We start from the raw sequence: 12,725 nt of genomic DNA, 5'->3' as shown, positions 1-12,725 counted from the left end.
GCCGCCGTGTCAGCCGGCGGCCGAGCCGCCCGCCGAGGGCTGCCCGGGGACCTGTTCCGGGGACTGCTGCCGACGCGGGATGCCGAGAGCGCACAGGGCGCCGGCGAACACCACGGCGACGCCGATCCACACCGCGGGATGCAGTCCGTCCACGAACTGCTGCGGTCCCCGGGTGCTGCCGTGGGCCACGAACACCGTGCTCAGCACGGCGATGCCGAGGGCGCCGCCGATCTCGCGGACCGTGGTGTTCGCGCCCGAGGCCTTGCCCGCGTGACCGCGTGCGACCGAGCCGAGCACGACCGCCGCCGTCGGCGCGAACACGAAGCCCATGCCGACGCCGGCCACGATCATCGGTCCGACGAGCGCGGAGTACTCGGTGTCGACGCCGGCGACCAGGTTGATCCAGCCCAGGCCGACCCCCTGGAGGAACAGGCCGAGGGCCATCAGCCGGCCGCCCCCGACCCGGTCCGTCAGCAGGCCGGCGACGGGAGCGACGAACATCGGCATCAGCGTCCAGGCCAGGGTGCGCACGCCGGCCTCCAGCGGCGTGCGGGCCGGCACGATCTGCAGGTACTGGGCCAGCAGGAACAGGGAGCCGAAGACGCCGAAGTACATGGTGGCCGAGACGATGTTGGTGAGGGTGAACGACCGCACCCGGTAGAACGACAGCGGCAGCATCGGCTCCGGCGTCCGCGCCTCCCAGCCGACGAACGCGGCCAGCAGCGCCGCGCCCGCGGTGAACGCGCCGAGCACCTTCGCCGACGTCCAGCCGTCCGGCTCGCCGTGCACGATCGCCCACACCACCGCGCACAGACCGGCCGCGGCGAGCACCATGCCGACGAGGTCGAGCCGGACGCCGGGCAGCGAGCTCTCCCGCAGGGCGAACAGGACCAGCGGGATCGCGACCACGCACACCGGCACGTTGATCCAGAAGATCCAGCGCCAGTCCAGACCGTCGACGACCGCGCCGCCGACGACCGGGCCCATCGCCACGGCCAGACCGCTGATGCCGGACCACACGCCGAGCGCCATGCCGCGCAGCCGGTCCGGCACGGCCTGGGAGAGCAGGGTCAGCGACAGCGGCATCACGGCCGCCGCGCCGAATCCCTGCACGGTGCGGAAGGCGATCAGTTGGGCGCTGGTGTCGGCGAGGCCGCAGCCGACGGAGGCCAGGGTGAACACGGCGATGCCGGCGACGAAGACCCGCCGCCGTCCGAACCGGTCGCCGAGCGCGGCGCCGGTCATGAGCAGACAGGCGAAGCTCAGCACGTACGCGTTGACGAACCACTGCAGCTCCTGGGTGTCCGCCCGCAGGTCGACGGCCAGGGTGCGCAGGGCCGTGGAGACGACGAGGTTGTCGAGCGCGACCATGAACATCGGCACGCTCGCGGCGACGATCGCGAGCCACAGGGGTATGCGGCGGCGCTCGGGCGGCGGGGCGTCGGCGGCCGGTTCGTCGAGGACCGGGCTCTTCTCGGACAGCGTCATGGCTGATGCCTTCTCTCCGGCGGCATGGGATATTGGATACCTCTACTCTCCATATTGGAGAGTAGAGGTATCCAATATTCGTGGCAAGACGCGACACCGAACCGGAGCCGATCGCATGCGCATCTCCGAACTGAGCCGCCACAGCGGCGTCTCCGTGACGACGATCAAGTACTACCTGCGCGAGGGGCTCCTCCCGCCGGGCCGGCAGACCGCCGCCACCCAGGCCGAGTACGACGACCACCACCTGCACCGGCTGCGGCTGATCCGTGCGCTGACCGGCGTGCGCGGTCTGTCGGTCGGCGCCACCCGGGAGGTGCTCGACGCCCTCGAGGAGCACGCGGACGACACCCACCGTCTGCTGGGCGTGGCCCTGGGGTCCGTCCGCGTGGGCGGGAAACCCGCCGAGGACGCTCCGCAGGCGGCCGACGTCGCGGAACTCGTCGAGGAACTGGACTGGCGCGTGCACGAGGCCGCGCCCGCCCGCGCCGTCCTCGCCGAGACCCTGAGCTCCCTGCGCGCCCTCGGCGTCCCGCTGGACTGGCGCACCCTCCTGCCCTACGCGCGGCTCGCCGAACGCACCGCGGTCCTCGACCTCGACCAACTCGACGGACTGGACGACCCGTTGGAGACCGCCGAGCGCGCCCTGCTGCTGACCGTCCTCCTCGAGCCCGCGCTGATGGCCCTGCGGCGCATGGCTCAGGAGAACGAGTCGGCCCGCCGTCACCTGCCCTGACCGACGGAGGCGCGGGAAGGTCCCGCACACCCCGGTGCCCGGGCCGGGCCCCGGGGACGCCCCACAGGGCCGAGGGGCGGATGCCGGGCCCCCGCCCGGCGGCCGTCGGGCGGGGGGGGATTGAGCCCCGCACGGTCGGGTACGCGAGGCCGGACCGCCGCTACCAGGGAGGTTCCATGGAGACACCCGCGCACGACCGCTCGAACAATCCCGCCGCCCTTGCGCTGGACGCGCTGGCCCGGGACACCGGGAACACCGTCGCACTGGACACGCTCGCGCACTGCGACGTGCTCGTGCCGGTGCCGGAGGACGCCACCGACGAGGACGTCACCGACCCGACCACGGTCGCCCTGCCGGTGCTCGAACAGCCCGGGGGCGCGCCCGTGGTGCCGGTGTTCACCTCCGAGCCGGAGATGGCCGACCTCCTGCCGGAGATCGACCGCTATCGCCTGGTGCCGCTTGCGGCGCTCGCCGCCCAGTGGCCCACCGGAGAGCTGTCCCTCTCGATCGACGGGGGCGGCGACCACCCGTTGACGCTGACCTCCGAAGGGGTGCGCACCCTGCTCGTCCGCTGAGGAACAGCAGGCGGGACCCCTTCCCGCCGCGCTGCGTCACGCCGGTCGCGGGCCCGGCCCCGCGCCCCGGCGAGGCGTGCGCCGTCCCTACGGCCGTCGTCGCCGGGGACGGCGTGACGCGGTGGGCGCCGGGGACGCCGTGACGTGTGGGCCGCGGAGCCGGGCGCCCCGCGTCGAGCCCGCGCGCCGGCGCCATGGGACGAGCCGTGCGGCATCGCCGCGCCGCGCCCTCGGCGGCACGGGCTCCCGGTCCTGCGGCGACCGTCGGCGCGTACGCCGGGTCAGGGCTGGGCGAGCGTCCGCTCCAGCGCCTGCCGCTGGAGCGGCAGCACCTCGGTGTACAGGTCACGGCCCTTGGGGGTCAGGGCGACGTACACCCCGCGGCGGTCCTCCATGCAGACGGACCGCTCCACCAGGCCCTCCTTCTCCAGGCGGCCGATGAGCCGGGACAACGCGCTCTGGCTCAGGTGCACCCGACCGACGAGGTTCTGCACCCGGCACTGGTCGCCGTCCCGGGGCGCCTCGGAGGCGAGGATGTCGAGCACCTCGAAATCGCTCGCGCCGAGGCCGTGCGGATGGAGCGCCCGGTCGATCTCGCACATCGTGCGCGCGTGCACCGACAGGATGTCCCGCCACTGCTCCTCGAGGCCCGCCCCGGCCGTTTTCGCTGCCATACCCGCACGGTACACCGATCGGGCTATTCCTTGACGGTGCAACTAGTGCGGGTGCAAGCAGTCGCTGGTGACCGTGCTCAGGCGGTCGGGTCCTGGAGCAGTCCCACGAGGTTGCCGTCCGCGTCCTTCACGAAGGCGATCAGCCTGCCGCCGCCGACGTCCTGAGCGTCCTGCACCAGCTCCGCGCCCGCCGCCAGCAGCGCCGCGAGCCGCTCGCGCAGGTCCGTGACGTGCCAGTACGGGACCGGTCCGGTCATGCCCTTGGCGTGCCCGCTGGGGTCGAGGCCGACGTCCTGACCGGCGGCCTTGTAGCCGACGTAGTAGGGCTCGTCGGCGTACGGCTCGACCTCCAGCAGCGCGCTGAACAGGGCCTTCGCCCGGTCGAGGTCCTTGACGGGGTACATGATGGTCTGAAGGCCGGCGGTCATGGCGTTCTCCTCGTGTGCGGTGCGCGCGAACACGGTCCGTGTTCTCGCACCTCTCACGCTAGGCGGGGCCGGGGGCCGAGGGCTTCTCCGATCCTGACCGGTCCGCCGTCCGGACGAAGAAATCCACCGTCGTCCGGACGAAGGGCCCCCGCCGTCCGTCTGTCCCCCGTCCGGCGCCCCCCGCCTGTCGCGGCGGCGCCGGCCGCCGTGTCGTCAGGCCGACTCGCGCCTGACCAGTTCCGTCGGCAGGATGACCGCCGCGGGGTCCTCGCCCCCGATCTGGGCGAGCAGCACGCGGACCATCTCACTGCTGATGCGGTCCCAGGGCTGGCGGATGGTGGTCAGGGAGGGGCTGGCCGCGGTCGCCGCGGGGGAGTCGTCGAAACCGCCCACCGCGACGTCCTGCGGCACCCGCCGGCCCGCCCGGTGCAGCGCCGCGAGGACGCCCTGTGCCATCAGGTCGGACGCGACGAACACCGCGTCCAGCTCCGGCGCCCGCGCCAGCAGCAGCTCGGCGCCCGCCTCGCCGCTCGCCCGGCTGTAGTCGCCGGAGACCACCAACCGCTCGTCGTGGGCGACGCCGGCCTCGGCGAGCACCTCCCGGTACCCGGCCAGTCGCTCCACGCCGCCGGGGGTGTCGAGCGGCCCGGTGACCACGCCCACGTGCCGGCGGCCCTGGGCGAGCAGATGGCGCACCATGTCCCGGGCGCCGTCCCGGTCGTCGGCGGCCACGTAGCTCACCTTGGAGCCGATGCCGATCGGCTTGCCGCAGGCGACCAGCGGCACGCCCGCCTCGCGCAGCTCCGTCGCGATCGGGTCGCCGGAGTGGCTGGAGACCAGCAGCACCCCGTCGACGTGCCCGGCGGTGATGTACCGCGTGATGCGCCGCCGCTCGTCCTCGGTCCCCGCCAGCATCAGCAGCAGGGGGACGTCGTGCGCGGCCAGCGCCTGGGTGCAGCCGCGCAGCAGGACGTTGAAGTTGGGGTCCTCGAAGAACCGTTCCTGAGGCTCCGTCAGCAGGAAGCCCACGGAGTCGGAGCGGCCGGTGATCAGCGAGCGTGCGTGCCGGTTGACGACGTAACCCGTCCTGCGGATCGCGGCGTTGACCGCCTCGGCCGCGGTCGGGCTGACGTAGTGCCCGCCGTTGAGCACGCGCGAGACGGTGCCGCGCGAGACGCCCGCCTCCCGCGCCACGTCGTGGATGGTCGGCGGTTTGCGCCGGCCCCCGGCCCCCTTGTTCATAATCATGACTTTACGGCTCCGGAGAGCAGATCCAGACTCCAGAACCGCTGGACCACCAGGAAGAGCGCCACCAGCGGGACCACCGCGAGGAGCGCGCCGGTGATCACCAGCGTGTACAGCGCGGGGGTGTTGGCGCCCTGTTCCAGGAGCGTGAACAGCCCGAGGGTGATCGGGAACTTCTCGTCGTCGCTCAGCATGATGTACGGCAGCAGGAAGTTGTTCCACACGGCGACGAACTGGAACAGGAACACCGTGACCAGGCCCGGGATCATCATCGGCAGCGCGATCCGGGTGAAGATCCGCCACTCGCCCGCCCCGTCCATGCGGCCGGCCTCCACCACGTCCGCCGGAACGGCCGCGGCGGCGTAGATGCGCGCCAGGTACACGCCGTAGGGGGAAAGGATCTGCGGCAGCAGCACCGACAGGTACGAGTCCGTGAGGTCGGCCTTCGCCAGCAGCAGGTACTGCGGCACGGCGAGAATGATCGGCGGCATCAGCACGCCCGCCAGCAAGACGTTGAACATCGTCTCGCGGCCGCGGAAGCGGTAGGTGGCCAGGGCGTAGCCGCTGACCGCCGACACGCACGTCGACAGCAGGGCGCCCAGACCGGCGTAGAGGGCGGAGTTGCCCATCCACCGCCAGTAGACGCCGTCGCGGTAGGCGTCGAGATCCCTGAGGTTGTCGGTGAAGCCCGTGCCCGGCGCGAACGTGAACGTGGTGAACAGCTCGCGCCCGGACTTGGTGGACGCGATCACCACCCACGCCACGGGCAGCAGGCAGTACAGCGCCCCCAGCAGCAGCGTGAGCGTCGGGACGGGGGCGATCCGGCGGCGCAGCGGCGGACGCCCGCGGGTCGCGTCGGCGGTTCCGGCCGCCGAAGGGGCCTCGGGAACGGCGAGAGACGTCATCGCGCTGCCTCCTGCTTGTTGCGACGGTTCGCGCCCCGCAGGAAACCGAAGGACAGCACCAGCGTGGCGAGCGCGATGATCACGGCCTCGGCGGCCGCCTGGTAGACGTCGCCGGTGCCGAACGCGTCCCGGTACACCTTCATCAGCGGACTCCAGGTCGTGGACACGGAGTTGGTGAGCGGCTTCAGCGTGGTGGGTTCGCTGAACACCTGGAGGGTGGCGATGATCGAGAAGAAGAACGTGAGCACCAGCGAGGGCGCCACCATCGGGATCTTGATCCTGAGCGCCGTCTGCAGCGGGGTGGCCCCGTCCAGCTTCGCCGCCTCGTACACCTCGGCGGGGATGGCCTGGAGCGAGGTGTAGATGACGATCATGTTGAAGCCGGTGCCGCCCCAGATCGCGATGTTCGACAGGGCCAGGTAGAGCGGGCCGCCGTCCAGGAGATCCGGCTGCGGCAGGCCCAGCCTGTCGAGGACGAAGTAGAAGGGGCTGACGTCCGGCAGGTAGAGGAAGCCCCACAGCAGGGCCGCGACGACGCCCGGGACGGCGTACGGCAGGAAGATCGCGAGCCGGGTGAACGGGGCGAGCCGCACCCGGTCGGAGTCGAGCATCAGCGCGAACAGCAGCGCCAGGCCGAGCATCACCGGGACGACGATGCAGCCGTAGCCGAGGACGCGCAGGGCGCCGTCGAGCAGTTCGCCGTCGGTGAGGGCGTCGGTGTAGTTCTCGACGCCGGCCCAGACCTCCTTGCGGGCGCCCGAGCCCAGGCCGAGCCCCGAGACGTGCACCTTGTGGAGGCTGAGCCACACCGCGTATCCGATGGGCAGCGCGAAGAAGAGCGCGAAGAGGATCGTCGCCGGGAGGAGGAAGCCGTACGGGGCCCCCTCGACCCCGTACGACCTCCGGCGGTGTGCGGTGGTCACTCGGAGACCTCGAAGCCCTGCTTCTTCATGTCGGCGACGGTGGCCGACTGCATCTTCGCCAGCGCCGCGGAGAAGTCCGACCTGTCCTTGGCGGCGGCGCCGAAGGCGTCCTTGAAGGTCGTGTAGGCCACGTTCACGTTCGGGCCCCAGGCCGAGGGCGCCGTCGTCTTCGCGATCCTGGCGGCCAGGGTGTAGAAGTCCGGCTGGTCGGCGAAGTAGTCCGGCGGGGTGGTGAAGGCGCCGCTGAGCTGGGCGGAGGTGGAGGCGGGATAGATGCCGCCCTCCTTGGCCAGGGCGTTGAGCGCGTCGCCGTCGGTGTTCAGCCAGGCGGCGAACTTCGCGGCGGCCTCCTTGTGCCGGGAGTCCGTCGTGACGGCGGTGGAGGAGCCGCCCCAGCTGCCGGTGACGTTCTCACTGTTCGACCACTGGGGGAGCGGCGCCATGGCCCACTTGCCCTTGGTGTCGGGCGCGGCGGTGGTCAGGGTGCCGGGGGCCCAGACGGCGGAGACCCAGGCGATCTGCTTGCCGGTGTCGAGCGCCTTGTTCCAGGCCGGGGTGTACATGGGCTGGTTGTCGATCGCGCCCTCCTTGACGAGGCCGCCCCAGAAGTCGGCGACCTTCCTGGTGGCCGCGTCGTCGACGGCGACCCGCCACTTGTCCCCGGAGGTGGTCCACCACTTGGCGCCGGCCTGCTGGGCGAGGCCCGCGAAGAGGCCCGAGTCGTTGGCGGAGAACGTGGTCAGGTCCGTGCCGGGGGACTTCTTCTTCAGTGCGCGCGCGGTCTCGGCGAACTGCTCCCACGTGGTGGGGACGGTCAGTCCGTACTTCTTGAAGAGGTCCGCGCGGTAGTAGAACATCATCGGGCCGATGTCCTGCGGCACCGCGTAGACGGCGTCCGTGCCGAGCGTCGTCTGCTGCCAGACCCCGTCGGCGAACTTCGCCTTCGCGTCCCCGACGTTCTTCGCTATGTCGGCCAGCGCGTCGTTGCTGACCAGCGTCGGCAGCGCCTGGTACTCGGCCTGCACCAGGTCCGGGGCCTTGCCGGCCTTGTGCGCGGTGAGGATCTTGGTGATCAGGGTGTCGCCGGACGCCTGCTTCTTCACCGTGACGGTGATCCGGTCCTTGCTGCCCTGGCCCTTGTTCCACAGGTCGACGACCTTGTCCATGCCGGGCGTCCACGTCCAGTACGTGAGCGAGACGGGGCCGGCCGCGTCGGAGCCGTCGTCGGACGAGCCGCAGGCGGTGAGTGCGGTGGCGCCGAGGGTGACGGCGAGAACGGAGGCCGCGCCGTGGACAAGGAGCCGCCGACGCTTCGTGTTGGGCATGGATCTCTCCCCTGACCTGGGTTTCCACCCGATGCGGAAACCTGCCATGCGAATCGCACGACCGGGGGCCCGACCGTCGCCGGGGCCCGTCATGCTGTCTGTGAGCGTTCACAGTAGAGAAACATCCCGGACACTTGTCAATGGTTGTTGCTGTGCGGTTATGTTGGGCTCCGAACGCCGTCGCAGTGTGTGCACGTTCCCAAATGAGCGATTAAACGGGAGACATCCATGCCGGAGACCAGCCCCAAGGGCCTCGCCAGGCTCGCCTTCGGGGGGGACTACAACCCCGAGCAGTGGCCGGAAACCGTCTGGCAGGACGACGTCCGGCTGATGCGGGAGGCCGGCGTCACCATGGTCAGCGTCGGGATCTTCTCCTGGGCGCTGCTGGAGCCCGCGCCGGGCGTCCACGACTTCGGCTGGCTCGACCGCGTCCTCGGCCTGTTGCACGACAACGGCATCCGCGTGGACCTGGGCACGCCCACGGTCGCCCCTCCCGTGTGGTTCTACCGCGACCATCCCGACGCCCTGCCCGTCACCGCCGAGGGCGTGCGCCACGAGTTCGGCTCCCGCGGCGCGATATGCCACAGCAACGCGCACTACCGCGCGGCCGCGGCGGACATCACCACGCGCCTGGCCGAGCGGTACGCCGACCACCCGGCGCTGGCGATGTGGCACGTGCACAACGAGTACGGCGTCCCCGTCTCCGCCTGCTACTGCGACTCCTGCGCCGCCCACTTCCGCCGCTGGCTGGCGACGGTCTACGGCACGGTCGACGCGGTCAACGAGGCCTGGGGGACCGCCTTCTGGGGCCAGCGCTACGCCCGCCTCGAGGACGTCAACCCGCCGCGGGTCACCCCGACCGTCGGCAACCCGGGCCAGGCCCTGGACTACAAGCGGTTCGCCGACGCCACCATGCGCGAGAACTTCCGCGCCGAGCGCGACATCCTGCACCGCCTCGCGCCCGGCGTCCCGGTGACGACCAACTTCATGACCGCCCTCAGCCAGTGCGACTCCGTCGACTACTGGGCCTGGGGCCGCGAGGTCGACATCGTCACCAACGACCACTACCTGATCACCGACGGCCGCCGCACCCACGTGAACCTCGCGATGGCCGCCGACCTCACCCGCTCCGTCGGCGCCGGCGCGCCCTGGATCCTGCTGGAGCACTCCACCTCGGGCGTCAACTGGCAGCCGCGCAACCCCGCCAAGGCGCCCGGTCAGATGGCCCGCAACTCCCTGGCGCACGTGGCCCGCGGCTCCGAGGGCGCCATGTTCTTCCAGTGGCGGCAGTCCCGGCGCGGCGCCGAGAAGTTCCACTCGGCGATGGTCCCGCACGGCGGCGCCGACACGCGCGTGTGGCGCGAGGTCGTCGAACTCGGCGCCTCGCTCGACTCCCTCGCCGCCGTGCGCGGCACCCGCACCGAGGCCGACGTGGCCGTGCTGTGGGACTGGCAGTCCTGGTGGGCGCAGAACCTCGCCTGGCGCCCCAGCGAGGACGCCGACCCGCGCGAGCGCGCCGACGCCTTCTACGAGGCCCTCTACGACCGCCACCTCACGGTCGACTTCGCCCGCCCCGAGACCGACCTGTCCGCGTATCCGCTGGTCGTCGTGCCCGCTCTCTACCTCATGACGCAGAAGGCCGGAGCCGACCTCAAGGCGTACGTGGAGCGCGGCGGCACCCTGGTGGTGTCGTACTTCTCGGGCATCGTCGACGAGCACGACGCCGTCCACGAGGGGGCCTACCCGGGTGCGCTGCGCGACGTCCTCGGCCTGACCGTCGAGGAGTTCTCCCCACTGCTCCAGGGCGAGAGCGTGCGGCTGACCGGCCCCGACGGGCGGGACCTCGACGGCGACGTGTGGACCGAGTTCGTCGTGCCGCGCGGCGCCGAGACCGTCTGGCGCTACGCCGACGGCCTGGCCGCGGGCCGCCCCGCCGTCACCCGGCACCGCCTCGGCGAGGGCGTCGCGTGGTACGTCTCCACCCGCCTCGGCCAGGACGGCCTGGACGTCGTGCTCGGCCGGGCCGCCGAGGACGCGCGGATCGCCCCGCGCGCGGGCCTGCCCCGCGACGTCGAGGTCGTGCGCCGCTCCGGCGAGACCGGCAGCTACCTCTTCGCGATCAACCACACCGCCGTCGACGCCAAGGTGCCGCTGGAGACGTCCGGCGACGAACTGCTGACGGGCGAACGCGCCGCGGGCCGCCTGGCGGTCCCGGCCGGAGCCGTCCGGGTCGTGCGACTCGACGGCTGAGCCGACTCCCCCTTCGCCCGTGGAGCCGCGAGCCGCGGGCGGAGGGGGCCCCTCGCCCCCGAGGGAACCCACCCACCACGTCGAAGGGACGACGGACGACGATGTTCCATCCCAGACGCACCCTCAAGGCCCTGCTGCTGCCGCTCGCCGCCGGGCTCGCGCTCACCGCCCTGCCCGCGCAGAGCGCGCGGGCGGCCGCCACCCTCGCCAACGCGGGCTTCGAGACCGACGCGACCGGCACCGCGACGCCGGCCGGCTGGTCGACCTACTCGGCGGCCGGCCAGAACTCCGCCTCCTTCACCGAGCCCGGCGGCCACGGCGGAGGCTACCGCCTCTCGCACTGGTCGGCCTCCGCCTACAAGGTCGAGACGTACCAGTACCTGTCCGGGCTCGCCAACGGCCCCTACACACTGACCGCCTGGGTGCGCTCGGGCGGCGGTCAGAAGGCCGCGTACCTGGCCCTGAAGAACTGCGGCAGCGCCGAGCAGCGCACCGACCTGCCGGTGTCGTCCAGCAGTTGGGTGCGGATCGTCACGTCGATCAAGGTGACCAACAGTCAGTGCACCATCAGCGTCAACAGTGACGCGAACGCCGGCAACTGGATCAACGTCGACGACCTGACCTTCACCCCGGGCTCGACGGGTCTGTCCGTCAAGGGCGCGGACATCTCCTCCCTCGCCAAGAGCGAGGCCAAGGGCGGTGTCTACAGGACCGCTTCCGGATCCCGTGGCGACGCGGTCGCCATCCTGCGGGACGCCGGGATGAACTACGCGCGCCTGAAGGTGTGGGTCGACCCCGCCGACGGCTACAACGACAAGGCGCACGTGCTGGCCATGGCCAGGCGGATCAAGGCCGCGGGCATGAAGCTGCTGGTCGACTTCCACTACTCCGACACCTGGGCCGACCCGGGCAAGCAGACCAAGCCCGCCGCCTGGACCGGCCACTCCTACGGTCAACTGAAGACCGACGTCTATCACCACACCTACGACGTCCTCAACGCCCTCAAGTCCCAGGGCACCACGGCCGACATGGTCCAGGTCGGCAACGAGATCAACGGCGGCATGCTCTGGTCCGAGGGGTCCACGGACAACTGGCCCCAGCTCGCCGGACTCCTCAACTCCGGCTACGACGCCGTCAAGGCGGTCTCCTCCGGCACCCGGGTCGCCCTGCACCTGGCGAACGCCGGGGACGACGCCACCGTGCGCTGGTGGTTCGACAACGCCAGGACGCACGGCGTCGCCTACGACGTGATCGGCCTGTCGTACTACGGCTACTGGCACGGCTCGCCGGCCGCCGCCCAGACCACCCTCGACGACGTGGCCGCCCGCTACGCCAAGCCGGTCTACATCGCCGAGACGGCCTACCCCTTCCGTCTCGACAGCGACGACTTCCTCGTCGACCAGATCGACACCACGGGCGAGCTGGTCGCCGGCTATCCGGCTTCCGCCGCAGGACAGCTCGCCTGGATGAACACCGTCGCGAACCTCGTGGAGGCCGTCCCCGGCGGCCGCGGCCTCGGCGTCTTCTACTGGGAGGCGACCTGGACGGCCGTCGCGGGCAACGGCTGGGACCCGGCCGACGCCGCCTCCGGCAACGGCTGGGAGAACCAGGCGCTGTTCGGCTACGACGACAGGGCGCTGTCCTCCCTGGCGTGGTTCCGCCACCGCTGAGTCGCCGCACCGACGCGCGCAGGGGCCCGTCCGCACCACGCGGCCGGGCCCCTGTCCGTCCCGCGCGCCCCATGGCGAACAGCCGGGCGCGGCGCGGGTGTTGCATCCCGGCCAAGGCTCCCGGAGTGCGGGACACGGCGGCCCCGACTGCGCGAGAGTGGAAAGGCGCGGTACGACGGAGCCCCGAGCCGGGGCGGAGGGGGGCCGAGGATGCTGAGGACTCCGGTGAGCGAGAGGCGGCTGGACATCCTGGAGTGGCTGAAGGAGCCGGCCCGGCACTTCCCGCCGCAGCGCCACGGCGACCCCGTCGAGGACGGCGTCCCCGCCGACGTCATCGCCACGAAACTCGGCGTGCGCCGGCAGGTGGCGAACACCCACCTCGTCCTGCTCGCCCACCTCGGCCTGCTGCGCGCCAAGCGGATCAGGCGACGCACCTACTACCGACGCGACGAGATGCGCATCGCGGAAGTGGCCCGCATGTTCGACAAAGGCTGGTAGCCGGCCCCGGT

The 12,725-nt window shown here is 71.9% G+C and carries 12 protein-coding genes; 5 read left to right on the top strand and 7 right to left on the bottom strand.

Features of this window, described 5'->3' with window-relative positions; all coding sequences use genetic code 11:
• Positions 1-9: 9 nt before the first annotated feature.
• Positions 10-1,488, bottom strand: a complete 1,479-nt coding sequence (locus KMS84_RS06815) for an MFS transporter (RefSeq protein WP_256915152.1) — start codon at positions 1,486-1,488, stop codon at positions 10-12.
• A 115-nt stretch (positions 1,489-1,603) separates the two neighbouring features.
• On the opposite strand from KMS84_RS06815, the gene KMS84_RS06810 reads away from it, so the two are divergent.
• Positions 1,604-2,221 carry a MerR family transcriptional regulator gene (locus KMS84_RS06810; protein ID WP_256915151.1) on the top strand — a complete coding sequence of 206 codons (618 nt, stop codon included), beginning with the start codon at positions 1,604-1,606 and terminating at the stop codon, positions 2,219-2,221.
• A 176-nt stretch (positions 2,222-2,397) separates the two neighbouring features.
• Positions 2,398-2,796: an SseB family protein gene (locus KMS84_RS06805; RefSeq protein ID WP_256915150.1), complete on the top strand. Its 399-nt coding sequence runs from the start codon at positions 2,398-2,400 to the stop codon at positions 2,794-2,796.
• Between the two features lie 281 nt (positions 2,797-3,077).
• On the opposite strand, the gene KMS84_RS06800 is transcribed toward KMS84_RS06805, so the two are convergent.
• The 6 genes from KMS84_RS06800 to KMS84_RS06775 form a co-directional block, all read right to left on the bottom strand.
• Complete coding sequence (locus KMS84_RS06800; protein WP_256915149.1) at positions 3,078-3,470, bottom strand: MarR family winged helix-turn-helix transcriptional regulator; 393 nt, start codon at positions 3,468-3,470, stop codon at positions 3,078-3,080.
• Positions 3,471-3,547: 77 nt separating this feature from the next.
• Positions 3,548-3,898, bottom strand: coding sequence for a VOC family protein (locus KMS84_RS06795; RefSeq protein ID WP_256915148.1), 351 nt, complete (start codon positions 3,896-3,898; stop codon positions 3,548-3,550).
• A gap of 213 nt (positions 3,899-4,111) precedes the next feature.
• On the bottom strand, positions 4,112-5,146 hold the full coding sequence (locus KMS84_RS06790) for a LacI family DNA-binding transcriptional regulator (RefSeq protein ID WP_256915147.1): 1,035 nt from the start codon (positions 5,144-5,146) through the stop codon (positions 4,112-4,114).
• Positions 5,143-6,048, bottom strand: coding sequence for a carbohydrate ABC transporter permease (locus KMS84_RS06785; protein ID WP_256915146.1), 906 nt, complete (start codon positions 6,046-6,048; stop codon positions 5,143-5,145). The genes KMS84_RS06790 and KMS84_RS06785 overlap by 4 nt, the downstream gene beginning before the upstream one ends.
• Positions 6,045-6,971 carry a carbohydrate ABC transporter permease gene (locus KMS84_RS06780; protein ID WP_256915145.1) on the bottom strand — a complete coding sequence of 309 codons (927 nt, stop codon included), beginning with the start codon at positions 6,969-6,971 and terminating at the stop codon, positions 6,045-6,047. The genes KMS84_RS06785 and KMS84_RS06780 overlap by 4 nt, the downstream gene beginning before the upstream one ends.
• Positions 6,968-8,296 (bottom strand): extracellular solute-binding protein, encoded by a 1,329-nt coding sequence (locus tag KMS84_RS06775; RefSeq protein WP_256915144.1) that lies wholly within the window; start codon positions 8,294-8,296, stop codon positions 6,968-6,970. The genes KMS84_RS06780 and KMS84_RS06775 overlap by 4 nt, the downstream gene beginning before the upstream one ends.
• A 228-nt stretch (positions 8,297-8,524) precedes the next feature.
• Here KMS84_RS06775 and KMS84_RS06770 point away from each other — a divergent pair, with 228 nt between their 5' ends.
• The 3 genes from KMS84_RS06770 to KMS84_RS06760 all read left to right on the top strand — a co-directional run bounded on the left by KMS84_RS06770 (position 8,525) and on the right by KMS84_RS06760 (position 12,714).
• Positions 8,525-10,546, top strand: a complete 2,022-nt coding sequence (locus KMS84_RS06770) for a beta-galactosidase (protein WP_256915143.1) — start codon at positions 8,525-8,527, stop codon at positions 10,544-10,546.
• Positions 10,547-10,647: 101 nt separating this feature from the next.
• Positions 10,648-12,216, top strand: coding sequence for a glycoside hydrolase family 53 protein (locus tag KMS84_RS06765; RefSeq protein ID WP_256915142.1), 1,569 nt, complete (start codon positions 10,648-10,650; stop codon positions 12,214-12,216).
• 210 nt (positions 12,217-12,426) lie between these two features.
• Entirely contained in the window at positions 12,427-12,714 is a 288-nt protein-coding gene (locus tag KMS84_RS06760) for an ArsR family transcriptional regulator (protein ID WP_256915141.1), read from the top strand.
• The last annotated feature ends 11 nt before the right edge of the window (positions 12,715-12,725 follow it).

Origin of the sequence: Streptomyces hilarionis (genome assembly GCF_024539675.1) — a bacterium.
Classification (GTDB): Bacteria; Actinomycetota; Actinomycetes; order Streptomycetales; family Streptomycetaceae; genus Streptomyces; species Streptomyces hilarionis.
The sequence above is the reverse complement of the archived record's forward strand: the minus strand, read 5'-3'. Positions and strand labels throughout refer to the sequence as shown.